20 protein-coding genes and 2 tRNA genes are annotated in these 26,589 nt (G+C 65.2%); 9 read left to right on the top strand and 13 right to left on the bottom strand.

From position 1 onward, the window contains the following. Positions 1–31: 31 nt before the first annotated feature. The 8 genes from CXR29_RS07540 to guaB1 form a co-directional block, all read right to left on the bottom strand. The gene (locus CXR29_RS07540) at positions 32–1,207 is read right to left on the bottom strand and encodes an MFS transporter (protein ID WP_101553925.1); all 1,176 of its coding nucleotides are present in this window, start codon (positions 1,205–1,207) and stop codon (positions 32–34) included. Between the two features lie 49 nt (positions 1,208–1,256). Continuing rightward, positions 1,257–3,806: an ABC transporter permease gene (locus CXR29_RS07535; RefSeq protein WP_127364254.1), complete on the bottom strand. Its 2,550-nt coding sequence runs from the start codon at positions 3,804–3,806 to the stop codon at positions 1,257–1,259. Next, positions 3,803–4,576 (bottom strand): ABC transporter ATP-binding protein, encoded by a 774-nt coding sequence (locus CXR29_RS07530; RefSeq protein ID WP_101593672.1) that lies wholly within the window; start codon positions 4,574–4,576, stop codon positions 3,803–3,805. Before CXR29_RS07530 ends, CXR29_RS07535 begins: the two co-directional genes overlap by 4 nt. 123 nt (positions 4,577–4,699) lie before the next feature. Next, positions 4,700–4,775, bottom strand: a tRNA-Arg gene (locus tag CXR29_RS07525). After that, a complete protein-coding gene (locus CXR29_RS07520) occupies positions 4,766–5,926 on the bottom strand; it encodes a M15 family metallopeptidase (RefSeq protein WP_127364253.1) in 1,161 nt (386 codons plus the stop codon). Before CXR29_RS07520 ends, CXR29_RS07525 begins: the two co-directional genes overlap by 10 nt. Positions 5,927–6,344: 418 nt before the next feature. Further along, a complete protein-coding gene (locus tag CXR29_RS07515; RefSeq protein WP_025776934.1) occupies positions 6,345–7,406 on the bottom strand; it encodes a hemolysin family protein in 1,062 nt (353 codons plus the stop codon). After that, complete coding sequence (locus CXR29_RS07510; RefSeq protein ID WP_127364252.1) at positions 7,403–8,734, bottom strand: hemolysin family protein; 1,332 nt, start codon at positions 8,732–8,734, stop codon at positions 7,403–7,405. The genes CXR29_RS07515 and CXR29_RS07510 overlap by 4 nt, the downstream gene beginning before the upstream one ends. A 131-nt stretch (positions 8,735–8,865) precedes the next feature. Beyond that, on the bottom strand, positions 8,866–10,323 hold the full coding sequence (guaB1, locus tag CXR29_RS07505; RefSeq protein WP_127364251.1) for a GMP reductase: 1,458 nt from the start codon (positions 10,321–10,323) through the stop codon (positions 8,866–8,868). A gap of 102 nt (positions 10,324–10,425) precedes the next feature. On the opposite strand from guaB1, the gene CXR29_RS07500 reads away from it, so the two are divergent. The 3 genes from CXR29_RS07500 (at position 10,426) to CXR29_RS18035 (ending at position 14,905) form a co-directional block, all read left to right on the top strand. Continuing rightward, the gene (locus tag CXR29_RS07500) at positions 10,426–14,136 is read left to right on the top strand and encodes a multifunctional oxoglutarate decarboxylase/oxoglutarate dehydrogenase thiamine pyrophosphate-binding subunit/dihydrolipoyllysine-residue succinyltransferase subunit (RefSeq protein ID WP_127364250.1); all 3,711 of its coding nucleotides are present in this window, start codon (positions 10,426–10,428) and stop codon (positions 14,134–14,136) included. Next, positions 14,133–14,747: a GDSL-type esterase/lipase family protein gene (locus CXR29_RS07495; RefSeq protein ID WP_025776938.1), complete on the top strand. Its 615-nt coding sequence runs from the start codon at positions 14,133–14,135 to the stop codon at positions 14,745–14,747. Before CXR29_RS07500 ends, CXR29_RS07495 begins: the two co-directional genes overlap by 4 nt. An 83-nt stretch (positions 14,748–14,830) precedes the next feature. Next, a complete protein-coding gene (locus CXR29_RS18035) occupies positions 14,831–14,905 on the top strand; it encodes a 50S ribosomal protein bL37 (protein WP_098731028.1) in 75 nt (24 codons plus the stop codon). A 100-nt stretch (positions 14,906–15,005) separates the two neighbouring features. Here CXR29_RS18035 and rsrA read toward each other — a convergent pair whose 3' ends face one another. Both rsrA and CXR29_RS07480 read right to left on the bottom strand, forming a co-directional pair. Beyond that, positions 15,006–15,263, bottom strand: a complete 258-nt coding sequence (gene rsrA, locus CXR29_RS07485; protein WP_025776939.1) for a mycothiol system anti-sigma-R factor — start codon at positions 15,261–15,263, stop codon at positions 15,006–15,008. Next, positions 15,260–15,916 carry a sigma-70 family RNA polymerase sigma factor gene (locus CXR29_RS07480; protein ID WP_051504988.1) on the bottom strand — a complete coding sequence of 219 codons (657 nt, stop codon included), beginning with the start codon at positions 15,914–15,916 and terminating at the stop codon, positions 15,260–15,262. The genes rsrA and CXR29_RS07480 overlap by 4 nt, the downstream gene beginning before the upstream one ends. 144 nt (positions 15,917–16,060) lie before the next feature. On the opposite strand from CXR29_RS07480, the gene CXR29_RS07475 reads away from it, so the two are divergent. From CXR29_RS07475 to CXR29_RS07455, 5 genes are read left to right on the top strand one after another with little or no spacing between them, the layout of a single operon-like run. Then, positions 16,061–16,558 carry a DoxX family protein gene (locus CXR29_RS07475; protein ID WP_025776941.1) on the top strand — a complete coding sequence of 166 codons (498 nt, stop codon included), beginning with the start codon at positions 16,061–16,063 and terminating at the stop codon, positions 16,556–16,558. Positions 16,559–16,580: 22 nt separating this feature from the next. After that, positions 16,581–17,891, top strand: a complete 1,311-nt coding sequence (gene aroA, locus CXR29_RS07470) for a 3-phosphoshikimate 1-carboxyvinyltransferase (RefSeq protein WP_101593679.1) — start codon at positions 16,581–16,583, stop codon at positions 17,889–17,891. Position 17,892: 1 nt separating this feature from the next. Beyond that, positions 17,893–18,996, top strand: a complete 1,104-nt coding sequence (gene rsgA / locus CXR29_RS07465; protein WP_101553916.1) for a ribosome small subunit-dependent GTPase A — start codon at positions 17,893–17,895, stop codon at positions 18,994–18,996. 9 nt (positions 18,997–19,005) lie between these two features. Then, a complete protein-coding gene (locus CXR29_RS07460) occupies positions 19,006–19,794 on the top strand; it encodes an inositol monophosphatase family protein (protein WP_127364249.1) in 789 nt (262 codons plus the stop codon). Beyond that, a complete protein-coding gene (locus tag CXR29_RS07455) occupies positions 19,794–21,059 on the top strand; it encodes an aminotransferase class I/II-fold pyridoxal phosphate-dependent enzyme (RefSeq protein WP_127364248.1) in 1,266 nt (421 codons plus the stop codon). The genes CXR29_RS07460 and CXR29_RS07455 overlap by 1 nt, the downstream gene beginning before the upstream one ends. 212 nt (positions 21,060–21,271) lie before the next feature. Here the strand turns inward: CXR29_RS07455 and CXR29_RS07450 are convergent, their stop codons facing one another. Further along, the gene (locus tag CXR29_RS07450) at positions 21,272–21,820 is read right to left on the bottom strand and encodes a YceI family protein (RefSeq protein WP_101553913.1); all 549 of its coding nucleotides are present in this window, start codon (positions 21,818–21,820) and stop codon (positions 21,272–21,274) included. A 239-nt stretch (positions 21,821–22,059) separates the two neighbouring features. Between CXR29_RS07450 and CXR29_RS07445 the strand changes: the two genes are divergently transcribed. Then, positions 22,060–22,133, top strand: a tRNA-Met gene (locus CXR29_RS07445). Between the two features lie 280 nt (positions 22,134–22,413). Here the strand turns inward: CXR29_RS07445 and CXR29_RS07440 are convergent. Both CXR29_RS07440 and CXR29_RS07435 read right to left on the bottom strand, forming a co-directional pair. Continuing rightward, positions 22,414–25,434 carry a UPF0182 family membrane protein gene (locus CXR29_RS07440; RefSeq protein WP_127364247.1) on the bottom strand — a complete coding sequence of 1,007 codons (3,021 nt, stop codon included), beginning with the start codon at positions 25,432–25,434 and terminating at the stop codon, positions 22,414–22,416. Beyond that, positions 25,434–26,573, bottom strand: a complete 1,140-nt coding sequence (locus CXR29_RS07435) for a YlbL family protein (RefSeq protein WP_101593687.1) — start codon at positions 26,571–26,573, stop codon at positions 25,434–25,436. Before CXR29_RS07435 ends, CXR29_RS07440 begins: the two co-directional genes overlap by 1 nt. Between the last annotated feature and the right edge of the window lie 16 nt (positions 26,574–26,589).

Raw genomic sequence — 26,589 nt, 5'->3', positions numbered from 1 at the left:
CTCTCATGACGAGACGGATGCCCGGACGGCTTCAGATGGCGCCGGGGCGGCAGGCGGTGTGGCTGACGAAGAACTTGACCGCCACTGAGGCGAGCACCACAGCGAATGCCGGCCACATGCTGTCGAAGCTCTGGATGAGGAACGCGAAGATCAGTGGGCCGGTGGCCGCCAGGAGGTAACCGCCGCCCTGGACGAAACCGGACAGGGAGGCCGCCGCTTCGGCGTCGCGTGCACGCAGGGTGATCAGTGTCAGCGCGAGCGGGAACGTGGAGATGCCGATGCCCAGCAGTACGGTCCACAGAACGGGGGCCGACGTGGGCAGCAGCCACAGCCCCAGGTAGCCCACGGCCAGGCTGAGGCAGAAGCCGACGACGATGAGATGGGCCGATCTCATCTTCTGCGCGATGGTCGGCAGGACGAAGCCGAGGACGAGCGGGATGGCGGTGACCAGCGCCAGCATCGCTCCGCCGAATGCCGCATCGAATCCGGAGCGGGTGAGCAGGCTCGGCAGCCAGGTGAAGAGGATGAAGTTGTTGAACGATGTCAGTCCCGTCATCGTCATCAGCGCCCAGGCCCGAGGGCTGCGCAGAAGGCGGGAGAGCTCACTGCCGCCGACGACGGCGACGGCCACCTCGGTGGCGGGTGCGGGCCTGACGATGCGGATGACGATCCACACGACCGCCCCCAGAGCCGCGAAAGCGGCCCAGACGAGCAGTGAGCCTCTCCAACCGACACCGGAGGCGAGGGGAACCGCCACGAGCGGCGGAATGAATGTCCCGAACTGGAGGAGCCCGACGTGCACGGTCGACATGAGGGCCACTCTGTCGGGGAAATACGATTTCACCAGGGGCGGGAGGATGACGTTGCCGATGCCCATTCCCAGCAGGGCCAACACGCTCAGCGCCAGGAACAGCGACTGCGAATCGATGACCGCGCGGACACCCAGTCCGATCATGACCATCACCATGGCGGCCAAGGTCAGGCCGAGTCCGGAGAAGCGGGCATAGAGCCGCGGGGTGATGAAGCCGCTGATGCCGTAGAGCAGCGGCGGCAGCATGCCGATGACGGCCAGGAACACCGCGCTCAGGTCGATCTCTTCGCCCATCGTGTCGAGCAGAGGCGAGAGCCCGGTGACTCCCGGGCGCAGATTGAAGGCAGCGAAGACGATTCCGAGGACGATCAGAAAGCGGATGCGCGCGGAGTTCATGAGCTCTTTCCTATCAGACACCGACGTCCGGTTCGGTGGCCGGGGCCCATCAGAAGTCGAGTTTGAGTCCCTCGACGGGTGAGAGCCGAGACGCCCGCCTGGCCGGTGCCAGAGCAGAGAGGATCCCGGCGATGACCGCCACCCCGAGGATGCCGAGGAAGGACACGACGGAGACGTCGACGATGAGGTCGGTGGAGTAGCCATGAGTGACCAACCGTGTGCCGACGATGCCCAGGGCACCGCCGAGCACGAGTCCCAGCAGTGCAGCCACCGATGAGATGAGCACCGCCTCGAGCGCCAGAAGAGTCCGCAGCTGCGCGATGCTCAGCCCCAGCGCCCGCATCAGCGCGTTCTCCCGGCGGCGCTCGATGACGGAGAGGCTGACCGTGTTCGAGACGCCGATGAGCGCGATGACCACAGAGACGAAGAGGAGGGCCACGGCACCGGCGAGCATGACGTCGATGAGTTCGGAATAGGTGCCCCGAGCGACGGCGGAGCCGCCGACCTCCTCGCTGGAGACGTCGAGTGCCTCGGCCACGGACTGGCGGATGCGCGTGATCTCGTCGACGTCGACGTCCTCGTCGAGGCGGACGAGCACAGCCGTCGTCGTCGCCGAGATCCCGAGGTCGTTGCCGACATCGGGAGTGGTGAAGAAGGCGAGGCTGGAGAGACCGTCCCTGTGCACAGGCACGCTCATCTCGGTGAGTCCTCTCACCCGCACGGTCGCTGAGCTGTAGTCCTCGGGAACGGTGACCCGTCCGGACACGATGTCGGCCGCCGCGTCGCCGAGCACGGTGTCGGCGCTGTCCGGGTCGAGGACGAAGATCTCCGGACGGGAGCCCTCGAAATCCTCGACCGCCTCGGCGCGGTGGGCGATGACCGCGGTGGACACGCCCGGGATCTCGCGCACCTCGTCGAGCTCATCATCGTCGACGAGGCCCGACAGCGGCACGGAGACGTCGACAGGATAGCGCTGGTCGAGTCCGTGGCTGAGCGTCGCCTTCGTCGACATGCCGCCGACGAGGATCGTCGCCACCAGGGTCACACCGATGATCAGCGCCGTGGCCGTGGCCGCGGTGCGGCGCGGATTGCGCAGCGTGTTCAAGGTCGCCAGCTGCCCGGGCACGCCCCACGGGCTGAACAGCACCTCCCCCGCCCACGCGACGACCGGCGGGATGATCTTCGCGGAGCTGACGACCAGTCCGGTGACCACGAGGCCCCCGCCCAGCGCACCTCCGAGGATCCAGCGCTCGGAGGTCGACACGGCGTAGACGGAGACGATGACGAGAAGTGTGCCCAGGCCGATGAGGCCGAAGCCGACGAGGTGGCGGGGTCGGGCGCGAGTTCTCGGCGAGATGGAGACATCGAAGGGCTGGAGTGCTTCGAGCGGTGTCACTGCGATGGCGCTGCGAGCCGGGCGGATGGTGGCCACGATCGTCAGCAGGGCACCCACGACTATGCCGCTGATCAGAGCGGAGACGGGGATCGTGAGCGTGTCGTAGGGGAATTCCGCCGGCCAGTACCGCACCGCGGCGGCCATGAGGCCGCGACTGACGAGGATCCCCGCGAGTACACCGAAGATCGATCCGAGCACACCGACGAAGAGCCCTTCGGCCACGACGGAGGCGTACATCTGCACGCGGGTGGCGCCGAGGCAGCGCAGCAGTGCGAATTCGCGACGACGCCCGGCGACGATGACCGAGAAGGTGTTGGAGACGACGAGGATGGCGACGATGACGGAGATTCCGGCGAATACGAGCAGGAAACCGGTCACAACGACATTGCCGCCGGAGAGCCGATCCGTCTTCGCGCTCACGGCATCGTCCACGGTGAGCGCCTCGAGACTGCCGTCCAGCTCCGATTCGTCGATGGCCCTCTGCAGCTGTGATCGCACCGTCTCCGGGTCCGCACCGTCTTCAAGGGCGATCTGAATGGCGATGACATCACCCTGCTGGGCGAAGTACTCCTGGTAGCCCGCGGCGGTCGTCAGTGCCCGAGAGGCTCCGGGCCGCGCCGGATCCTGCCTCAGCTCGGCGATGCCGACGACGGAGAAGGTGACACTGCTCTGGCTCGGTCCCCGATAGACGGGCATGTCATCGTCTCCGCTGCCCACCGGAACGGCATCGACGGTGAAGCGGATCTCATCACCGATGCCGATGGCGAGGTCGGCTGCCGTGCGGGTATCGAGCACGAGGTCCGTTCTGGCATCCGGTCGCTGGCCCGAGACCATGTCGAACGTGTCGTGACGTTCATCGGCAGGCACCGGGGACAGGGCAAAGGAGCTCTCGGAGAATGAGGCGCCTCTGCCGGTGGTCACGGTGCGGGCCGACAGAGACGCAGTGCTGACCCCGTCGACATCGGCCAGGGGTCCCAGCAGCGGAGACGCCTCGTCTCCCCCGACGAAGACGTCTCTGTGCGGAATGACGGCGAGGTCGGCTTTCTCGAACGAACGGCCGACGGCGTGTTCGAGGCTGTCCTGCAGCGAGGAGTTGATGATCAGGGTCGTCGCCACGAAACCTGCGGCCAGGGCGATGCCGAGGCCGATGGCGAGGAACCGGGCCCAGTGGATCCGGATCTGCGCGAGAGCGACTGCGATCACAGAGAGCTCAGTTCGCTCAGCGCCGTGACCACGCTCTCCCGCGTCGGCTGTCGGACTTCACCCGCGGCCCGGCCGTCCTTGATGAGGACGACCCGACCGGCATGGGATGCCGCCACGGGATCGTGGGTGACCATGATGATCGTCTGCCCGTACAGGGTCGTGGCCCGGCCGAGCAGGGACAGGACCTCCGCTCCCGCGTGGGAGTCGAGATTTCCCGTGGGCTCATCGGCGAAGATGACGTCCGGCCGGGTCAGCAGGGCCCGGGCCACGGCGACTCGCTGCTGCTGACCGCCGGAGAGCTCGTGCGGACGATGCTGGAGGCGATCGCCGAGTTCGAGTCGTTCGACGACTTCGGCCTTCCACTCGCGATCGATCTTCTTCCTGGCCAGCGACACCGGCAGTTCGATGTTCTGCTCTGCGCTCAGGGTCGGGACGAGGTTGAATGCTTGGAAGATGAAGCCGACGCGGTCACGGCGCAGCTGGGTCAGCTGCCGATCGTTGAGACGAGTGATGTCGTGGCCGCGCATGATGATCGAGCCCGAATCGACGCGATCGAGACCGGCGAGGACATGCATGAATGTCGACTTGCCCGACCCGGAGGGTCCCATGATGGCGGTGAAGCGACCGGATTCGAAGTCGACGCTGATGTCGTCGAGAGCATCGACTGCCGTGTCGCCGCGGCCGAAGCTTTTGCGCAGGCCCTGCGCGCGGAGGACGATGCCATCATCCCCCGCGCCGGTCTGGACGGCCTCATCAGCAGGTTCCGACATCGCATGCCTCACATCACGGTCCGGGTCTCGTCTCCGACTGCATTGGATCCTGTCTGCACCGCCGACCGTTCGGACCGCGTATGCGCACACCGCCCACCTCAGCGGTTGAGATGGGCGGTGTCGTGGTGCCCGCGACAGGATTCGAACCTACGACCTTCTGCTCCGGAGGCAGACGCTCTATCCACTGAGCTACGCGGGCAACGGAAGCCACTCTATCACCGTTTGGCACCACCCCCCAAAACGACACCGCGTGCAGTCCTGGCAGGACTGCACGCGGTGTCGCGGGGCTGTGATCAGCGGTATCAGTGCAGACCAGGCACCCTTCATGGCCTTGCGGCCGGGAACGTACTCCCAGTGCCAGAGTTCATAGGAATTGCGCTTGGCCCAGTCAGGATTCTCCCACCCGAACTTCTCGGCGTTCGCGACGAGCCACTCGTACTGCTGACCGGTGCCGTTCTGCGTTCCCCCACCGAAGTCGAGCGCCAGCCCCCATCCGTGGTTGGACGTTCCGGGACGGGCTGCGAAGCCGGGCTTGCGTGCGGCGACGGAGACCTGGGCCGACAGCGACCGGTAGGAATCGGTGACCGCGAGGTCTTTGCCGGTGTCCTTCTTGAAGGCAGCGTTCATCTTCGCAAACGATACGGCGGCATCGGAGCGCAGCTTGTGGCTGCCCACACCGATCTCGCACAGCCATTCGTCGGGCAGTTCGCCGTTGCTCGCGTCGCCCTTCGGCGCGGCTTCGTCACAGCCGGGCAGAACGGTCTTCGTGATCGCTCGGGACGCCGCTTCCACCTTCGTCTGCTTGGCGCTCGGGGCGCCGATGGTCATCGCAGTCTTGTCGTCCTCGTCGACCTTGATGTCGGCGGAGACCGATTCGGCGTTGATCGCACGCGGCTGTGATTGCGCGGCAGTGTCATCGACCTTGACTTCCTGGCTGCCGCTCATGTTCCCGGCGACCATCACAGCGGCGATGGCGGTGCCGGTCACCGAGACCGTGGCCAGAGCCGAGAAGGTCGTGACCTGGCGACGGCGGACCGAGCGCAGCAGCGAACCGTCTGAACCGCGCCTGCCGAGCTCAGCTGCGGCCAACGACGACGTATGGCCTGCCGGGGTCAGCGGCAGTGAAGCCTCCTTGGCCATCGCGGCACGGCGCGGAGAACCCGCTGCGGCGCGGGCCTCGGCGGCCATAGCCGCACGACGGGGCGAGAGGGCTGCGGATGCGCTGCTCCGCGCCTGCGATGTCACGGAATACGAAGAGTTGATCGGCGAAACCTGCGAGGAGGCGTTCTGCTTGCGCAGATCACGTCGGCGGACCGGCGGCGCCTCGACGGTCGAGAGCTCACTCGACATAGTGCTCCATACTGTTGGTGAAGATTGTGCGCTGGAGGCCCTCTGCCGGGCACCCGAAAGCTTATGTCACAACACTATAACGACATCGTTACAGAATGTCACCTTCAGTTCATACACAGCGTGTGACCAGGTCATTCGCCGACGATGAGTCATCACGAACGACTACAGGCGGTCTACTCCAGGTGTCCTGAATCACTGTTTCGTCACGAACCGTTACACAGTCGGTCACGAATGGGACTCCGCGCCGACAGAAACGTTCCCGCGAGCACAGACCCTTCGCCACTGCCCGCACGCGCAGCCCCGCGCACCGGCACAGCGCCCGCAGCGGACGCAACGCCGCGACGGCGGCCTCCCCGCAATCAGGAGACCGCCGTCGCGGCGAATGGCTGAGCCCGACTGATCGGCCGATCGGACATGCTCAGCTGCGGAAGTCGAATCGTCCCCGCTGCATCGCATCCTGGACCTCGCCGACGAGCTCTTCGAGCACGTCCTCGAGGAACAGCAGACCGAGCACCTGCGCCTGCGAGTCGATGACGCGGGCGACGTGGATTCCCGCCTTCTGCATCTGTGCCAGAGCCTCCTCGACCTCGTCATCGGCCGTGACCGTGAACAGAGGGCGGAAGCGCTTGCTCTGCACGGGAGAGTCGAAGGCCTCTTCGGTGTCCGCGTAGAGGACGTCCTTGATGTGGAGGTAGTCCTGCGGATATCCGTCGTCACCGACGACGAAGTACCGCGAGTAGCCGGTCTTTCCGACCAGGGTCACGAGCTCGTTCGGGGTCACCTTGTCCGAGATCGTGATGAGCTCGGACATCGGGACCATGATGTCCGAGGCGGTCTTGTCGCTGAATTCGATGGCGCCCTTGAGCAGCCCGGTGTCATCGCTGAGCAGTCCTTCGCGCTTCGACTCGGCCACGATCGATTCGACCTGTTCGATCGTATAGGCCTCGTTGACCTCGTCGCGGGCCTCGATCCTGAACAGGTGCAGGATCCCGTTGGCCAGGCCGTTGAGGGGACGGATGACGAACCCGAAGACCCGCGCCAGGAACACCAGGGGGGTCGCCAGCAGAATCACCGCCTGGCCGGATGCGGCCAGAGCCAGGTTCTTCGGCACCATCTCGCCGATGACCACGTGCAGGTAGGTCACGACTCCCAGTGCCAGGACGAAGGAGATCGTCGATGACAGCCCCGCGGGAATGCCCAGGCCCTCGAGCGGACCGGCGAGCAGATGGTGGATGGCCGGTTCGGCCACGTTGCCCAGAAGCAGGGAGCACACGGTGATTCCGAGCTGGCAGATCGCCAGCATCAGTGACACGTGCTCCATCGCGTAGAGCGCTGTCTTCGCCGCTGCAGAGCCTTCGGCCGCTCGCGGTTCGATCTGTGAGCGTTTGGCCGCGACCACAGCGAATTCGGCGGCCACGAAGAATGAGTTGCCCAGCAGCAGAACGACCAGCCAGACCAGTCCGAACCAATCGGCGCTCATCGGGTCTCACCTCCGGTTTCGAACGCTCCCGTGTCGGCGGCGCGCAGCACCACCCGGAGGCGTTCGATGCGTCGCCCGTGCATCCTTTCGACCACGATTCGCGCATCCTCGGTGCGGACCTCGTCACCCGGTTCGGGAATCCGTCCGAGCTCCTTGAGGACGAACCCGGCCAGAGTCTCGTAGTCCGAGTCCTCCGGGATGGTCACACCGATCGTCGACGAGATCTCATCGGGTCGCAGCTGACCGGGCACGATCCAGGAGCCGTCGCGAGCCGGTCGGGCCGCGACGCGCATCCGATCATGCTCGTCGGCGACCTCGCCCACGAGTTCTTCGACGACGTCTTCGAGGGTGACGACTCCGGCAGTGCCGCCGAACTCATCGACGACCACGGCCATCTGCAGGCCCGTCGCCCGCAGCTCCAGGAGCAGCGGATCGAGGCGCTGGGTCTCCGGAATCTCCCGGACTTCGGTCATCAGCCCTCCTGCATAGGCGTCGTCACGGTTGCCCGGGGGCACGGCGAAGGCCTGTTTGACGTGGACGACGCCGACGATGTGGTCTTTGTCCTCGTCGGCCACGGGGAAGCGGGAGAATCCGGTGTCCCGGGCCTGTTCGATGATCTGTCTGGCCGTGGTGTCCTTGTCCACCGTGGACATGCGTGTGCGCGGGGTCATCACGTCTTCGGCGGTCCGCTCGGAGAAGCTCAGCGTCCTCTCCAGCAGGCCCGCCGTCTGCTCGTCGAGCACGCCTTCTTCAGCGGAGTGACGCACGAGGGAGGTCAGCTCCTCCGGAGAACGGCCCACCGATCCCTCTTCCTGCGGCTCGATGCCCATCGACATGAGGATCTTGTTCGCCGTGCAGTTGAGGACCGCGATGACCGGTTTGAACACGATCGAGAACACGTACTGCATCGGCGCGGCGATGCGGCCGGTCGCCAGAGGCACAGCGATGGCGAGGTTCTTCGGGACGAGCTCTCCGAAGATCATCGATCCCACGGTGGAGACGATGAGGGCGATGGTCAGCGCCAGCGGTGCCGCGAATCCGGGGCCGACGCCCCAGGCTTCGAACAGCGGAGCCAGCAGCCTGCCCAGGGACGGTTCCATCAGGTAACCGGTCAACAGGGTGGTGATCGTGATGCCCACCTGCGCTGCCGAGAGCTGCGTGGACAGGTGGGTCATCGACCGCCGCAGCGTCTTCGCACCGACGACGCCGTCCTCGACCGCCTGATCGGCCGTATGGCGGTCGAGGGTCAGCAGTGAGAACTCGGCTGCGACGAAGACGCCGGTGCCGAGGATGAGCAGCAGTGCGAGGGCGAGGAGTATCCATTCCATCAGTGACTGTCCCCGCCGTTGACGATCTGCTGAGCAGAGTGGGTGAAGTGAGAGACCCTCGCGGGGTGAGGATCGTCATCTGGGGCGCCGGCTTCCCGCCGGCCGGGACTGTCACTGTGCATGAGGCGATCTTACCAACTTCCCGACACAGGTCGGCCCTCTTCGTATCCGGCGGCACTCTGGACTCCGACCGCGGCCAGACGTGCGAATTCCCGGAGGTCACCGGCTCCGGCGTAGGTGCAGGAGCTGCGCACGCCCGACGTGATCGCGTCGAGCAGGTCCTCGACTCCCGGAGATTCCGGGTCGATGTACATCGTCGACGAAGAGATGCCCTCTTCGAACAGTCCCTTCCGCGCCCTGGCGAAGGCCGACTCCGTGCGGGTGCGGTTGGCCACGGCGCGTGCCGACGCCATTCCGAAGCTCTCCTTGTACTTCCGACCGTCGCCGTCGACGAGCAGGTCGCCAGGGGATTCGTGGGTGCCGGCGAACCAGGATCCGACCATCACCTGCGAAGCTCCGGCCGCCAGGGCCAGGGCGACGTCTCGGGGGTAGCGGACTCCGCCGTCGGCCCACACATGTGCACCGAGCTCACGAGCCGCCTCGGCGCATTCGAGCACTGCGCTGAACTGCGGACGACCGACGGCGGTCATCATCCGGGTCGTGCACATGGCTCCCGGGCCGACTCCGACCTTGACGATGTCGGCGCCGGCCGCGACGAGGTCACGGACCCCTTCGGCGGTGACGACGTTGCCGGCCACGATCGGCACCCCGAGCTCGGCATCGGCGATCGCCGACAGCGTGTCGAGCATCTTGACCTGATGGCCGTGTGCGGTGTCGACGACGAGGACATCGGCACCGGCTTCGACGAGGGCCGCGGCACGTTCGACCGCAGCGCCGTTGACGCCGATGGCCACGGCGATCTTCAGTCGGCCCTGGTCATCGACGTTGGGCGTATAGATCGACGAGCGCAGCAGCGACTTCGGAGTGAGGCTGCCGAGCACGGTGTTCTCGTCGTCGACGACAGCGGCGAACTCCGACCGGGACTCAGCCATCGACTCGAAGAGGTTCTCCAGCTGCCCGGAGTCCTCCCAGTCGACTTCGGAGGCGCGGATGACATGGGGTGAGGAGTCCAGCAGATCCGCCACCGAGGTGAAACGGTCGACTCCGCGCAGATCCGCGGCATTGATGATGCCTTCGAGCCTGCCTGCGGAATCGGCGACGACGCCGAAGCCGTGCGGACGCTTGGCCAGCACGTGCAGGGCATTGAGGACTGTGTCCTCGGGGGCGAAGCGCAATGCGGATTCGAATATCCGGTCACGGCTCTTCACCCAGGCGATGGTCTCCTGCGCAGCGGTCAGCGGGATGTCCTGCGGCAGCACCGCCAGTCCCCCGCGCCGGGCCATCGTCTCCGCCATCCGTCGACCGGATACAGCGGTCATATTCGCCGCGACGAGCGGTGTGGTCGACCCGGTCGGATCGGTTGTGGTGAGGTCGACTGCGAAGCGCGAAGTCAGGGTCGAGGAATTCGGGACGAGGAACACATCGGAGTAGGTGAGATCGGTGTTCGGGTCATTTGAGATGAAACGCATAACACTATTGTCCCTTAACTGCACATTCGATGGCACATCACGTTAGGCTTGGAGATGTCGTTAAGCAGCAAGTCTTGAATCAGGAAGTAGGCGATCAACGCCGTGTCCGTCAATACTCCTAACCGCACCGTCGAAGACTTCGGGTCGAACGAGTGGCTGGTCGAGGAATTGTATGAGCAGTACAAGTCAGACAAGAATTCGGTCGACCAGTCCTGGTGGCCCTTCTTCGACAAGTACGAGAAGAACGGCGGAGGCGCTCAGTCCGCTGCCGAGCCCGCCGCCAAGCAGGAGGCGAAGCCGGCTGAGAAGAAGACAGAGGCCAAGTCCCCGGCTTCCACCGCAGCGCCGGCGACATCCCGCGGAGTCACCCCGTCCTCGGCCGAGTCCGAGACGCTGAAGGCCGAGACCAAGTCCGTGCCGCAGGTCACTCCGAAGGAGACTGCACCGAAGCCCGCACCCGAAGAGACGATCACTCCCCTGCGCGGCCCAGCGAAGCTCATCGCGAAGAACATGGATGAGTCGCTCGAAGTCCCGACCGCCACGTCGGTCCGGGCACTGCCTGCCAAGGCGCTCATCGACAACCGGATCGTCATCAATTCGCACCTCAAGCGGACCCGCGGCGGAAAGGTCTCGTTCACCCACCTCATCGGCTTCGCCGTGATCCGCGCGCTGCAGAACTTCCCCTCGCAGAACGTCTCCTACGATGTCCGCGACGGCAAGCCCGTGATGATCTCCCCTGCTCACATCAACTTCGGCCTCGCCATCGACGTTCCGAAGAAGGACGGGTCTCGCACCCTGCTCGTGCCCAACGTCAAGAAGGCCGAGACGCTGACCTTCCGTCAGTTCGTCGACGCCTACGACGGCCTCGTCGACAAGGCACGCCAGGGCAAGCTCACCGCCGACGACTTCGCCGGCACCACGGTCTCGCTGACCAACCCCGGCGGAATCGGCACCGTCCACTCCGTGCCGCGCCTGACGAAGGGCCAGGGCTGCATCATCGGCGTCGGCGCGCTCGACTATCCCGCCGAATTCCAGGGTGCCAGCCAGCAGACCATCAACTCCCTGGCCGTGTCCAAGGTGCTGACCATGACCTCGACCTACGATCACCGTGTGATCCAGGGCGCCGGATCGGGCGAGTTCCTCAAGCTCGTCCACAGCTACCTGCTGGGCGAAGACGGCTTCTACGACGATGTCTTCGAATCCCTGCGCCTGCCCTACGAGCCGGTCCGCTGGGTTCCCGACGTCTCGGCCGAGGACCAGGACGACGTCAACAAGACCGCACGAGTCATCGAACTCATCGATGCCTACCGCACTCGCGGCCACCTCATGGCCAACATCGATCCCCTGGTCTACCGGCAGCGGTCCCACCCCGACCTCGACATCAATCAGCACGGCCTGACCCTGTGGGATCTCGAACGCGAGTTCCCCACCGGCGGATTCGGCGCGAAGCCGATGATGCCCTTCCGCAGCATCCTCGGACTGCTGCGCGAGAGCTACTGCCGAACCACGGGCTTCGAGTACATGCACATCGCCGACCCGGTCCAGCGTCGCTGGTTCCAGTCGAAGATCGAGGTCCCGCATCAGGAGCTCACCCGGTCGGAGCAGGGCCACATCCTCGGTCGCCTCAATGCCGCTGAGGCCTTCGAGACCTTCCTGCAGACGAAGTACATCGGACAGAAGCGCTTCAGCCTCGAAGGCGGAGAGTCCGCGATCGTCCTGCTCGACGAGATCCTCAACCAGTCCGCCGACACCGGTCTCGACGAGGTCGCCATCGGCATGGCCCACCGCGGTCGCCTCAATGTCCTTACGAACATCGCCGGCAAATCCTATGCGCAGATCTTCCGCGAGTTCGACGGAACCATGTCCCCGGACAGCGTCCAGGGCTCGGGCGATGTGAAGTACCACCTGGGCACCCAGGGTTCGTTCACCTCACCGGCAGGCAACACCACCGGTGTCTACGTCGCGGCCAACCCCAGCCACCTGGAGACCGTCGATCCGGTCCTCGAAGGAATCGTCCGCGCCAAGCAGGACCTCGTCGACCAGGGCGAGGCGGGCTTCACCGTCCTGCCGGTCCTCGTCCACGGCGATGCCGCATTCGCCGGCCAGGGCGTGGTCACCGAAACGCTCAACCTCTCCGAGCTGCGCGGCTACCGCACAGGCGGAACGGTCCACGTCATCATCAACAATCAGGTCGGGTTCACCACTCCCCCCGCCTCGGCGCGTTCCTCCTTCTACTGCACGGACGTGGCCAAGTCGATCAACGCCCCGATCTTCCACGTCAACGGCGATGATCCCGAGGCCGTCGTGCGCGCAGCTCGCCTGGCCTTCGAATACCGCCAGGAATTCAACCGCGACGTCGTCATCGACCTCGTGTGCTACCGCCGTCGCGGCCACAACGAGGGCGACGACCCGTCGATGACCCAGCCGACGATGTACTCGCTCATCGAGAAGAAGGGGTCGGTGCGCAAACTCTACACCGAATCGCTCGTGGGCAGGAAGTGCATCACCGACGAAGAAGCCGCCGAGGCGCTCAAGGACTACCAGTCGAAGCTGGAATCGGCCTTCGCCGAGACCAAGGAAGCCGAGACCGGATCCTACGACGGAGAAGCGTTCAACGCTCCCTACGAGCCGAGCGATATCGAGACCTTCAACGACTCCGAAACAGCCATCAGCCCCGAGATGCTCCAGCGCATCGGTGAGGCCTTCACCGAGATCCCCGAGGGCTTCACGGTCCACAAGAAGCTGCGCGCTCTGCTCGAGAAGCGCAAGGAGATGTCGCTCTCGGGCGGGATCGACTGGGGCTTCGCCGAGCTGCTGGCCTTCGGCTCGCTGCTCATGGACGGCGTCCCGGTGCGCCTGGCCGGCCAGGACTCCCGTCGCGGCACGTTCGTCCAGCGTCACTCCGTGCTCATCGACTCGGTCAACGGAAATGAGTGGACGCCGCTGCAGAACCTCACCGAGGATCAGGCTCGCTTCTGGGTCTACGACTCCCTGCTGAGCGAATATGCGGCCGTCGGCTTCGAATACGGCTACTCCGTCGAACGCAAGGACGCTCTCGTGGCGTGGGAGGCGCAGTTCGGTGACTTCGCACAGGGTGCACAGACCGTCATCGACGAGTTCATCTCCTCCTCCGAGCAGAAGTGGCAGCAGAACTCCGGTGTCGTCATGCTCCTGCCCCACGGCTATGAGGGACAGGGACCTGACCACTCCTCGGGCCGCATCGAGCGTTACCTCCAGCTGTGCGCCGAGAACAATATGACGGTGGCCTGCCCGTCCTCAGGGGCCTCGTACTTCCACCTGCTGCGTCGCCACGCCTCGACGACGAACAAGCGTCCGCTCATCGTCTTCACCCCGAAGTCGATGCTCCGCCTCAAGGCCGCTGCGAACTCGCCGGAGGAATTCACCTCGGGCAGGTTCCAGGCCGTCATCGACGATACGGACGTCGACGCCTCGCAGGTCGAACGCGTCGTCCTCGTCTCCGGCAAGCTCTACTGGGAGCTCAAGGCCAAGCGCGAGAAGGACAACGACCAGAAGATGGCTCTCGTCCGCCTTGAGCAGCTCTACCCGCTCGACGAGGCGGCCATCACCGCTGTGCTCGACCGCTTCCCGGCCGATGCCGAGATCGTCTGGGCCCAGGAGGAGCCGGAGAACCAGGGGGCCTGGCCGTTCATGGCACTGCACCTGCCCGAGCTCCTCGGCGGCCGTGAGGTCAAGGTCATCTCCCGTGCCGCTTCTGCAGCCACCTCGACCGGGCTCAAGCACTTCCACGAGGCTCAGCAGAAGGATCTCGTCGAGCGGATCTTCAGCCGGTGAGCAGCGACATCACCACAACCATCGCCGTGGTCGGAGGCCCGTTGGTCGCCGGCCACGGCGATGGCCGTGGCCTCGGGTGGGTCGGACGAGTGACGGCGAGAACTCTGCCGAGCGTGCCAGAGCTCAAGGTGTATCCGTTGGCGGTGCCGACCGAGGACTCCGCCGGACTCCATGCGCGCACGATCGCCGAGGCGTCTCTGCGATTCACACCCGACGGGGACAACCGTCTGGTATTGGCTCTGAGCTCCGGCGACCTCGACTCGGGTCGATCGGTGGCCAGGGCACGGCTCGACGTGGCCAATATCCTCGACGAGGCCCTGGCCCGGAAGGTCTCGACCTTCGTGCTCGGCCCACCGCCGGAGCACGATGGGGATCGCAATCGACGCATCGCCGAGCTCAACACCAGCTTCTCGGACGTGGCCAAGAGGCGCGGCATCACCTATGTCGACACCTTCACTCCCCTCCTCGGCCATCCCGTATGGCAGCGCGAGGTCGCATCGTCACGGGACCATCTGCCGGCACAGGAAGGCTATGGGCTCCTGGCGTGGCTGGTTCTGCACCGCGGCTGGTTCAACTGGCTGGGGGTCCAGGACGTCCTCGGCGACAGCTGAGCCGGCGCACTGTGTGACCTGGTCCGACTTTGCTCTGCTCGGACGATCATGAGACAATTGAGCGTCTATCAAAGGAGGGCACAATGAGCAAGCGTGGCCGTAAGCGTCGCGATCGCCGCCGTAAGAAAGCCAACCACGGCAAGCGTCCAAACGCATGATTCGCTGATTCGTTCGGTGAATGACGAAGGCGGGAAGAGAATCGAATCTCTTCCCGCCTTCGCTGTTCCCGGAACGCTCCGGCTCTGCTCGAGCCTCGAGTCAGGAGTTCTGCTCCAGTGCGATCCGCTGGCGGATCTTCTCACGCAGTCCCATCGGGGCACGGTCGTGGCTGCATGAACGACGCACAAGCTCCTTCAGCAGCGCTTCGATCTCGTACTCGTCATGACACGACGGGCACTGTTCGAGGTGGATCGAGATCTCACGGATCTCCGTCGTCGTCAGCTCTCCGTCGAGATAGTGGTAGATGCGCATCAGAGACTCGGCCCTGACGCTTTCGCAGCATCCCTCGTTGCTCAATTCGCACCTCCCTCGGGACTCACGAAACCGCGTTCGGCGGCGTAGTCGGCCAGCATCTCCCGCAGCTGTCGGCGCCCGCGGTGGAGTCGCGACATCACTGTGCCGATCGGCGTCTCCATGATCTCGGCGATCTCCTTGTACGGCAGGCCTTCGACATCGGCGTAGTACACGACCATGCGGAAGTCCTCGGGCAGAGCCGAGAGCGCTTCCTTGACATCGGAGTCGGGAAGGTGGTCGAGGGCTTCGAGTTCGGCCGAACGCCCTCCGGACGACGAGTGACTGTTCGCCTGCGCGATCTGCCAGTCCTCGATGTCCTCGCTGCCGTGCTCCTGGGGCTGACGCTGCTTCTTTCGGTAGTTGTTGATGAAGGTGTTCGTCAGGATCCGGTACAGCCACGCCTTGAGATTGGTTCCGGGCTTGTATTGGTGGAAGGCCGCGTACGCCTTCGCATAGGCTTCCTGAACGAGGTCCTCGGCATCTGCCGGGTTGCGGGTCATACGCAGAGCAGCTGCGTAGAGCTGGTTGACATATTCCAGAGCATCCCGCTCGAAACGCTCCGACCTCTCGGCGGCGGTTTCGGGGGCTTCTTTGACTGATTCGGTCATCGCAGTCAATGGTACGCCCGTTCTCTCCAGGACGGCAGTGGCGCTCATAGACTTCTCCTTCTGCCTGTCGACTTCGCGACGGGTCCGCCCGTCGAATGGCTTCACCCCTACAACATCGGGTCGGCGTCCCACTATTCCCACCTCAGCAGTTATGCTTGCCAGTGAGATGACCGCCACGTAGGAAGGACCACTGTGTCTCCCATTCGTCTGATCGCACGGCCCATGCTGGCCGCCGGCTATATCCTCAACGGCGTCGACCGGCTGCGCAAACCGGAAGCGGCTGCCGCATCGGTCGGCCCGCTGCTCAACCAGGCCCGTAAGCGGGCCGATGTCCCGGTCGACGCAGTGACTCTCGCCCGCGCCACCGGTGTTGCTCAGGTCGCAGCCGGTTCGCTGCTGGCCATCGGTCGCTTCCCCCGCCTCAGCGCTTCGATCCTCGTCGGCACCTATCTGCTCGACACCGTCGGCGAGCGTCTGTCTGCCGACAAGACGGCGTCGAAGGAGGAGAAGAAGGCCCGCAACGAACGCACCCTGCTGCGCACCTCGATGCTCGGCGGCGCGCTGCTCGCCGCTGTCGACACCGCCGGTCGCCCCGGCCTGTGGTGGCGCACCCAGCACGCGGCCGAAGACCTGTGGTCGAGCGTCGAAGACACCTCGAAACAGGCCCTGAACGCGCTCGGAGTTGACTGACATCTCCACACACACTCCCCCGGTGACCGGCGATTGGCAGCCGCCGGTCGCCGGTTCCGCCGTCTCCGCCGCTGTCGCCGTTCCCGGTTCCAAGTCCCTGACCAACCGCTATCTCATCCTCGCGGCCCTGGCCCGTTCGAGCTCCGACCTGACAGGATGGCTGCGCAGCCGGGACACTCTGCTCATGATCGAGGCTCTGCGCCGCCTCGGTGCCGTGATCGACGACAACGGTGATGAGCTCCACGTCGAGCCGCTCCCCTTCGCCGGTTCGGATGCGCCCGCGCACGATGCCGGGCCGGATTCTCCGATCACCATCGACTGCGGTCTCGCCGGAACCGTCATGCGCTTCATCCCGCCGCTCGCGGCGCTGACCGGACGTGACATCGTCCTCGACGGTGACGAACAGGCCCGGGCGCGGCCGATGTCAGTGACGATCGACTCGCTGCGGGAACTCGGCGCTTCGATCACCTCGGCGAACGGCACCCTGCCGATGACGATCGATGCCGATTCGCAGCTGCGCGGCGGCCACATCGGCATCGATGCCAGCGCTTCGAGCCAATTCGTCTCCGGCCTGCTGCTCGCCGCTCCAGTCATGCCCCTGGGCCTCGAACTGACCAACACTGCTGACTCAGTGCCCAGTCGCACGCATGTGGACATGACGATCGAAGTCCTCCGCGATGCCGGCGTCGACATCAGCGAACCCGAGCCCGAACGCTGGATCGTCGAACCCGGATTGCCGCGCGGGCTCGACGTCCAGGTCGAGCCCGACCTCTCCAACGCCGCCGCCTTCGCCGCCGCAGCCGTCGCCACCGGCGGTTCCGTGACCATCGCGAAATGGCCCGCACATACGACGCAGGCCGGAGACGGCTTCCGCGAGATCGCCGAGGCCTTCGGTGCGACGGTCCGTCTCGACCGAGACGGACTGCATGTGCAGGGTCCGGAGACTCTCACCGCCGTCGATCTCGACCTGTCCGCGGTCGGCGAGCTCACCCCGGTGGTCTCGGCCCTCGCGGCGCTGGCGGAAGGCACTTCGCGGCTGCGCGGGATCGGACACCTGCGCGGGCACGAGACCGATCGCCTGGCCGCGCTGACTCGGGAGTACGGTGCCATCGGCGTCGACGTCGTCGAGCATGCCGATTCGCTGACGATCACCGGCGCCAGACAGCTGCGCCCAGCACTGTGGCACACCTACCACGACCACCGCATGGTCATGGCCGGCGCCGTCCTCGCCCTGCGCAACGACGGGATGGTCATCGAGAACGCCGGCACCGTGGCAAAGACCCTGCCGGCCTTCACCCAGCTGTGGGAAGCCATGCTCACACCCGGAGCCTGAGATGGCGAAGATCTTCCGCGACGAGGACTATCGTCCCCGACCGAACCGACGTGGCTCACGCCCCCGGACGAAGAACCGTCCTGATCACAAGGATGCAGTCTCCGGTCTGGTCACTGGCGTCGATCGGGGCAGGTACCGCGTCATCCTCGCCGACGACGATGGGAACTTCCCTTCGGCTTCCCCGTCCCGGAAGAAGGGGAAGCGGTCTCGGCGGGCCGCCTCGGTGACGGCAGTGCGAGCCTCTCACCTGCGCAAGCACGCGATCGTTCCCGGCGACATCGTCCGCCTCGTCGGTGACACGTCGGGAACCGAGGGGACTCTGGCCAGGCTGGTGGAGGTCACCGAGCGGCAGACCCTGCTGCGCCGCAGCGCCGATGACACCGACCCGACCGAGCGCGTCCTCGTGGCCAACGTCGATGTCATGGGCATCGTCACGGCCACGGTGGATCCCGAACCTTCGTTCGGTCTCATCGACCGGGCCCTTGTCGCGGCCTTCGACGCGGGCATCACTCCCCTGCTCATCGTCACGAAGACCGACCTGCACCCGGCCACGGAACTGAGGCAGCGATTCTCCGCCGCTGGGGTCGACATCGTCGAATCCTCCATCGACCCCGATGCCGATGCGGCCGTGGCTCGGTCGACCGAGGACGATTCGGCTCTCGACGAAGCCGATCCCCACGCCGAGGTAGCCGAACACCTCCGCGGACGCATCAGCGTCCTCGTCGGCCATTCCGGGGTGGGCAAGTCCACCCTGACCAACATCCTCGTGCCCGCCGCCGACCGGGCGACGGGACATGTCAATGACGTCACCGGACGCGGACGTCACACCTCGTCGTCGGCCGTGTGCCTGCCGTTGGAACGCGGCGGATGGCTCATCGACACCCCCGGAGTGCGCAGCTTCGGACTGGCCCATGTCGACCGGGAAACACTGCTCTCCGCGTTCCCGGAACTCGTCGACGCCACCGCCGAATGCCCCCGTGGCTGCACTCACCTCGCCGATTCACCCGGTTGTCGCCTCGATGACTGGGTGGCCGACGGCAAGGCCGGTCCTGGAGGAGTCTCACGACTGGAGTCCCTGCGCCGGCTGCTGCCTTCGACTGGATAGGCTGGAGGCATGAACGACCTCGACCTGGCGATCGAACTCGCCGATCTCGCCGATGCCATCAGCCACCCGCACTTCCGGGCACAGGACTTCGCCGTCGAAACCAAACCCGACCTGACTCCGGTCACAGAGTGCGACCGTGCGGTGGAGAAGGCGATCATGGATCGCCTCGCCGAAGTTCGACCCGATGACAGTGTGCTCGGTGAGGAATTCGGGGCCCACGGGAGCTCTTCACGACGGTGGATCATCGATCCCATCGACGGAACGAAGAACTTCGTGCGCGGAGTGCCCGTGTGGGCCACGCTCATCTCGCTCTACGACGACCGTCCGCTGCTGGGAGTGGTCTCGGCTCCCGCACTCGGACGCCGGTGGTGGGCGGAGTCGGGTCTGGGCGCCTATGCGACCGAGCTCGGGTCCGCGGCCGAACGCATCAGCGTGTCATCGGTCGACGCACTCGACGATGCATCCCTGTCGTATTCGTCGCTGTCGGGGTGGAAAGAGCTGGGAATCCTCGATGAGTTCCTCGGCCTCTGCGATTCGCTGTGGCGCACTCGCGGATACGGCGACTTCTACTCCTATATGCTGCTGGCCGAGGGCGCGGTCGACCTCGCCTGCGAGCCGGAACTCGCGCTCTACGATATGGGCGCGCTCGTTCCAATCGTGCTCGAGGCCGGAGGCACCTTCACGAACACGGCCGGCGTGCCAGGTCCTTTCGGAGGCAATGCCGTGGCGAGCAATTCGCGTCTCCACGAAGCGACCCTCGACCGGCTCGGGCGTGTCGCCCCGGCTCAGGTGTCGTGATGCCGGACATCATGAGGGCCCCGCTGTGGCATTCGATGGCCGAATCCGCGGGTCTGACGAATCCTGACGGGTCGATCGGTGAGACCATCTACGGCCAGATGACGAAGTTCGCCGCCGAGGTCGGAGCCGTCAACCTCGGCCAGGGCGCTCCGGGCACGGGACCTCCGGAGGCGCTCATCGCCGCCACCGCCGAGGCGATGCGCGCAGGATTCAATCAGTACGCCCCTGGTCAGGGCTTCCCGCAGCTGCTCGAGGCGGTGGCCGCTCAGCGCGGTCGTGATTTCGGTCAGCGGGTCGATCCTGACGAGGTGCTCTACACGGCGGGTGCCACGGAGGGCCTGACAGCTGCGATCCTCGCGTTGCTGCCGCGGGGCGGCTCCCTCGTCGCCTTCGAGCCGTTCTACGATTCCTATCCGGCGGCGATCGCCGCTGCCGGCGGAACGCTGCACACGGTGCCGATCCTGCCCGATGGCCATGGCGGATTCGCCCCGGATTGGGATGTCTTCGATTCCGTCATCGCTGAGGTCGCCCCTGAGATCATCCTCGTCAACACTCCGCACAATCCCACGGGGTTCATCTTCTCTGCCGCAGATCTCGTCCGGATCGGTCGAGCAGCCGAGGCGGTCGATGCCTGGGTGGTCTCCGATGAGGTCTACGAGCAGCTCGTGCTCACCGATCAGGGGCATGTTCCCCCGGCCGTGGCGATCGAGGATTCTGCACGGGTCGTCACGGTCTCCTCGGCGGGCAAATCCTGGAACACCACGGGGTGGAAGATCGGTTGGGTCATCGCCTCGCCCGAGGTGCGTCAGGCCATACAGACGGTCAAGCAGTTCCTGTCGTTCACGGCCGGCGGCCCGATGCAGATCGGAATGGCCGATATGCTGGCCGACGATTCGCCGTTGGTCGCCGAGAACCGAGCTTCGCTGCGGGCACGCGCCGAGGTTCTGGTCCCCGCCTGTCGCACGGTGCCGGGCGCTGAAGTGTCCACTCCGCGCGCCGGCTATTTCACAGTGGTGGACTTCGCTGCGCTGACCGACCTCGATGCGTTCGAGCTCAACGATCTGCTGGCCAGGGAATTCTCCTTGGTCGGGATTCCCGTACCGGCTCTGTGCAGGCCGGGGAGCCCGGCCTATGAGGCCTATCGATCATCGATCCGGTATTCCTTCTGCAAGTCCGTCGCAGACGTCGACAAGGGCGCACAGCTGTTCATCGCCCTCGGCGGGCATCTGCGGGAGCACCCGGAGGCTCTGCGGCCAAGGCGATGAGCAGTCTTCGACTCGAAAACAGGCAGAATGAGAACTCGACGAACCAGAATGCGCTGAATGCGCTGAGCCGTGATCGGTGAGGTCTGAAACGGAAGAAGGGGCGAACCGCTGATGCGGTTCGCCCCTTCTGTGTCGGGCAGTGAAGCTGTCTGCTGGGGTCAGATCGGCTGACGGCGCACTCGCGCCTCAGACAGGATCCTGTTGACGATGGATCAGGCCTTGACGAGCTCGAGCTCGAGTTCGATCTTGATCTTGTCGGAGACGAGGAGCTCGCCGCCGCCGAGGACAGCCTCGAAGGACATGCCGAAGTCCTTGCGGTTGACGGTGGCGGTGGCCGAGAGACCGGCGACCTGGTTGCCGTTCGGGTCGGTCGCGACGCCGGCGAACTCGGTGGCGAAGGCGACTTCCTTGGTCACGCCGCGCATCGTCAGCTCACCGACGGTCTCGAACTCATCAGCGGCGTCGGCCTTGATGGCGGTCGACGTGAAGCTCAGCTTCGGGTGTTCTTCGGCCAGGAAGAAGTCGCCGCTCTTGAGGTGACCGTCGCGCTGTTCGTTGCGGGTGTTGATCGAGTCCGCGGAGGCTTCGGCGGAGACGATGCTGTCTTCGAGGGTCTCCCCGACGTTCACGCTGCCGGCGATCTCTTCGAAGTGGCCGCGCACCTTCGACACGCCTGCGTGGCGAGCCGTGAAGGTGAACTCCGAGTGGATGGGGTCGATGTTCCAGGTTCCGGCAGTGAGTCCCTGAGGCAGAGCAGTCATGATTTCTCCTTTTGGTTGAAATTTGAAGTACAAGAATGACTATAGTTCACATTTCAATCACCTGCAAGACCCGCGCGCTTCCCGTCGGGAAGTACTGCCATACTGCCCCAGGCCCCGCAGATGAAGCGCCGGCATGCAGCCTGAGACCCTGCAGGTGAACGGCAAGTGACCATGTGGCGGAGGTCACCTGTATTCGGTTTGGCCGCCAGGTGACCCCTCGTGTAGAGTTAAGAACACGCCGCGGGGTGGAGCAGTTCGGTAGCTCGCCGGGCTCATAACCCGGAGGTCGGGGGTTCAAATCCCTCCCCCGCCACGACAGCGGCAGAACCCCCAGTGAGTTTTCTTGCTGGGGGTTCTTCTCATTCACCGCATGCATGCCCCGACTCCTCGCCGACCGCTCGCCCCAGCGTCGACCGCGCGCCGCATAACTCGGCACAGCGACGGCAGCTCGAGCGCTCGGCGATTCGGCAGTCGGCCCCAGCCAATTCTGCTTATGTGAGAACGACGAATGCCCTTGGGAGTTCCCAAGGGCATTCGTCGCGGGCGGCTCGAACCGGTTCAGCGTCAGGAAGCCGAACCGGTTCTGCTCAGGGTCAGTTGCCCGAGTCACCGCCTTCGTCAGCCGGCTCCGAGGCGGGAGCGGAGGATTCCCCGTCCGCTGCGTCCTCGGCCAGCGAGGGATCAGCGGCCACAGCGTCCTCGATCGCGTTCTTCAGACGCTCCTGGGCCTTTCCGTACTCCTCGAAGTCACCGTCCTTCAGAGCGGCATCGGAGTCTTCCATGGCCTGCTTCGCCTCCTGCAGTGCATCGTTGAGTGCCTTGTCCGGAGAACCGGAGCTCGAATCCGCACCCTCGCCGCCGGAGGTGGATCCGGATTCGCCGTCTCCGCTGTCCTCGGTGCCGGCATCGCCTGCCGTGGCACCGGAGTCTCCCCCGAACACCTGGTCGAGCGCTTCGTCGAGAGTCGGAGCGAATCCGATGTCCTCGCCGAAGGCCACGAGCACGTGCTGCAGCAGCGGATACGAGGTCTCGCCGGCAGACCGGACGTAGACCGGCTGGACATAGAGCAGACCGCCGCCGATCGGCAGAGTCAGCAGGTTGCCGTTCTCGACTTCGGACTCACCCTGACGCAGCAGGTTGAGACTGCGCTGCACATCCGGCGCGGTGTTGAAGTTGTTCTGCGCCTGGCCCGGTCCGGGCACTGTCGTGTTGCGCGGCAGCTGCAGCAGTCGCAGCTTGCCATAGCCTTCGGCAGTCTCACCCTTCTTGTTTCCGGCATCGGCATCGGCCGAGAGGAAGCCGGTGAGGTTGTTCCGCGACTGCCCCTCGGACGACCGAGCGGGAATGTACGAGCTCGTCAGCGAGAACGATGGCGACTCCTGGCCCGGCATCTGCAGGGTCATGTAGAACGGCGGCTGGGTGAGTCCGCTGCTCGCCTTCGTCGTCGGATCCGTCGGCAGCGTCCAGAAGTCCTGACCGGAGTAGAACTCACTGGCGGAAGTGACGTGGTACTTCGCGAGCAGATCGCGCTGGACCTTGAACATGTCCTCCGGATAGCGGACGTGGCTCATCAGATCACCGGACATCTCCGAGGAGGACTTGATGAGTCCGGGGAACACCTTCATCCAGGTCTTGAGAACCGGATCGTCCTTGTCCCACTGGTACATGTCGACGGAACCGTCGTAGGCATCGACGGTGATCTTCACCGAGTTCCTGATGTAGTTGACCTCGTCATCCGGCAGAGTCGCCACCGAATTCGGGGCCGAGGCCGTGGTCGAATCCTCGGTGGCCTGCTGGAGCGGCTGCGGTGTCGAATAGGGGTAGTCCTCGGCAGTGGTGTAGCCATCGAGGATCCACTTGATCTTCCCGTCCACGACGGCCGGGTACGGATCGCCGTCGACCTTGAGGAAGGGAGCGAGCTTCTCCACGCGCTCACGCGGGTGACGATCGTAGAGGATCTGAGAGTCCTCGTTGAGAGCGTCCGAGAGAAGGATCTGCTCGTCCTGGAACTTCAGAGCGTAGGCGAGACGGTTGAACACATTGCCCACCGACGGTCCGCCGTCTCCGGCGAACGTGTTGTTCACCTGGCCGGAGCCGCTCTTCTCATCGGAGGGATAGTCGAGCTCACGTGGGGTCGCTCCCTCCGGCGCACCGACGATCGAGTAGTCCGGCGATGACTCGCCGAAGTACACACGCGGCTCGTATTCGGGGAAGTCGCCCTTCGGCGGGATGTCCGATTCCATGAACAGCGGTTCGCCGTCCGGGTTGCGCTGGTTGCCGTTGGCCGCGACCACTCCGAAACCGTGGGTGTAGACGATGGCCCGGTTGAACCAGCTCTGGTTGTTCACCGAGCTCGGAGCCAGCTCACGCACGGAGATGACGGTATCTCGCATCTCTCCGTCGATGTCGTAGCGGTCGACATCGAGCTTCTGCGGGAACGAATAGTACGGGCGCACCTGCTGCAGCTGGCGGAAGGTGTCGGAGACGAGATTCGGGTCCAGCAGACGGATCGAAGCCGCGGTCTCGGCGTCCTTGCGCAGGTCCCCCTTCTTGCCGCTGGTGCTCGGCGAGTACGGTGTCACATCGATGTCATCGAAGTCGAACGCTTCACGAGTGGCATCGATGTTGTGCTGGATGTACTCCGACTCTTTGCTCTGCTGTGAGGGGTTGACCTGGAACTGCTGGAGCAGCGCCGGGTAGGCGATGATCGAGACGCCGCCGAGCACGATGAGAGTGAGCGTGGCGATGATCGAGATCCGCCAGTTTCCCTTCCACGCGGTGTAGACGAACAGCAGTGCCACCAGGACGGCCGCGATGGCGACGATCGCCATCGCCGGCAGGGCGGCATGGTCGTCGACGTAGGTGACGCCGGGGACGATTCCGCCGGCAGCGGTCATCCTGTCGTAGCGGGACAGCCACAGCCGACCGGCCTGAACGATGATGAGGACGGCCACGGTGATGCCCAGCTGCCACTGAGCAGCCTTCGTCAGGATGACGCCCTTCTGCTCCCCGGGACGGATTCCGCCGAAGAGGTAGTGGGCGACGAGTGCCGCGATGAGGGCCATGAGCAGAGCCATGTCCAGCTGATTGCCGATGAGTCGCAGCCCGGGCAGGACGAAGACGAAGAACGACTTGTCGAGGCCGAACTGAGCATCCTTCGAACCGAATGACGTCGAGTTGATCCATTCGAGGACCGTGTTCCAGTTCGCCGAGGCGGTGATGCCAGCGAGGACGCCGATGACCGCGGGAATCGCGAGCGTCGCAACCCGACGCAGCGGTTCGATGGCCTCGCGATAACGGTCGAGGTTCTCCTGTCGCGGAGTCGTCGGCGCATAGACGGGACGATGCCGGTAGGCCAAGTGCAGGCTGAGCCAGACCGGAACTGCCATGAGGATGAAACCGCCGAGGAACGTCAGCCCGCGGGTGAGCCACATGGTGCGGAAGACCTCCGCAGCGTCGATCTGGCGGAACCACAGCACCTCGGTGTAGACCTGGGTGAAGGCGATGAAGGCGATCAGCAGGATCGCCACAGACACGAGGGTGAGCAGCAGCGGCGAACGTCTTGGCCGATTCGCCGGCATGCGTGCGGAGGTGGGTGAGGACGAGGTGCTCACTACTGCCCTTTCTCATTGTTGTCGGCACCGTCGGCGGGACACTTCGGCAGATCCGAAGTGTTGCCGGCGGCGTACTGCTCCACGGTGGTCTGCGCGTCATCGAGCGTGTCGATGCGCGCCACCGTGATCTTGGATTGGTCTGCGGCGGCCATGACCTCCGCACAGTTGTCGGCCGGTGAGAGGAACAGCGTCGCCCCCTTCGCGGTGGCCGCGGACACCTTCTGCCGAGCACCGCCGATCGGCCCGACCGCGCCGTCGGGGGTGATCTCCCCGGTGCCGGCCACATGCTTGCCGCCGGTCATCGCACCGGGGGTGAGCTCATCGATGATGGCCAGAGCGAACATCGTTCCGGCGGAGGGCCCTCCGACTCCGTCGACATTGAATTCCACGTCGACGGGGAACTCGAAGTCCTGCTTCATCGTGATGCCGATCGCCTTGCGGTCGTCGACCGTTCCGGGAGTCAGACTGATCGTCTTCGTCTTCCCGTCGCGTTCGATGCCGAGCTCGACGGAATCAGACTCCTGCACGGTCCTGCTCATGATCTGCGCAGCTTCGGGGTCGGAGTCCAGCTTCTTTCCGTTGACCGATATGAGTCGGTCTCCCTTGCGCAGCTTGCCCTGCGCCGGAGCATCGGCGACGACCTCATCGACCGACAGATGCACGGTATACGCCTTGCCCATCTGCTCCATAGCGGCTGCGACAGCGACGTCTTGGCTCGAGGACATCTCGACCGCATTCGATTCGGTCACGTCCTCACGCGTGGTGTCCAGCGGGTAATACGCCTCCGTGGGCACCACGGTCTGGTCGCCGCTGATGAGTGCGCCGAGCGCCTGAGAGGCAAAGACGTCACGACCGGGACCGCCGCTGACGGCGACCGTGAGCATGTCGATGCGACCTGCCGTCGGATAGGTCTCGGCTCCCGAGACGCTGATCATCGGATCGCCCTGGTAGTCGCCGAGGGTGTTGAAAACCGGCCCCGGCAGCTGAAGCATATACGGAACCGGAAGGAGCACGGCCAGCGCGATGAAGACGTAGGTCAGGACGCCCGAAGTCGTGGCCAGACGTGGAGTCCGTCGTCGTCTGGTGCCGCGTGTCGGTTCCGGTGACGCCGGCACGGCCCGAGGGGCGTTCTCTGTCATGTAGTCCTTTCGCTGC

This window comes from Brevibacterium linens (assembly GCF_003999335.1).
Lineage (GTDB): Bacteria > Actinomycetota > Actinomycetes > Actinomycetales > Brevibacteriaceae > Brevibacterium > Brevibacterium linens.
Note: the sequence above shows the minus strand (reverse complement) of the source record. Positions and strands in the feature narration are given on the sequence as shown.

Coding starts and splice junctions, on each gene's coding strand:
- CXR29_RS07480 (WP_051504988.1), bottom strand. CDS start 15,916: ATGAGCGCCACTGCCGTCCTGGAGAGAACGGGCGTACCATTGACTGCG.
- CXR29_RS07450 (WP_101553913.1), bottom strand. CDS start 21,820: ATGACTGCTCTGCCTCAGGGACTCACTGCCGGAACCTGGAACATCGAC.
- CXR29_RS07435 (WP_101593687.1), bottom strand. CDS start 26,573: ATGACAGAGAACGCCCCTCGGGCCGTGCCGGCGTCACCGGAACCGACA.
- CXR29_RS07530 (WP_101593672.1), bottom strand. CDS start 4,576: ATGTCGGAACCTGCTGATGAGGCCGTCCAGACCGGCGCGGGGGATGAT.
- CXR29_RS07455 (WP_127364248.1), top strand. CDS start 19,794: ATGCCGGACATCATGAGGGCCCCGCTGTGGCATTCGATGGCCGAATCC.
- CXR29_RS07510 (WP_127364252.1), bottom strand. CDS start 8,734: ATGGAATGGATACTCCTCGCCCTCGCACTGCTGCTCATCCTCGGCACC.
- rsgA (WP_101553916.1), top strand. CDS start 17,893: ATGGCGAAGATCTTCCGCGACGAGGACTATCGTCCCCGACCGAACCGA.
- CXR29_RS07515 (WP_025776934.1), bottom strand. CDS start 7,406: ATGAGCGCCGATTGGTTCGGACTGGTCTGGCTGGTCGTTCTGCTGCTG.
- guaB1 (WP_127364251.1), bottom strand. CDS start 10,323: ATGCGTTTCATCTCAAATGACCCGAACACCGATCTCACCTACTCCGAT.
- CXR29_RS07520 (WP_127364253.1), bottom strand. CDS start 5,926: ATGTCGAGTGAGCTCTCGACCGTCGAGGCGCCGCCGGTCCGCCGACGT.
- CXR29_RS07460 (WP_127364249.1), top strand. CDS start 19,006: ATGAACGACCTCGACCTGGCGATCGAACTCGCCGATCTCGCCGATGCC.
- CXR29_RS07540 (WP_101553925.1), bottom strand. CDS start 1,207: ATGAACTCCGCGCGCATCCGCTTTCTGATCGTCCTCGGAATCGTCTTC.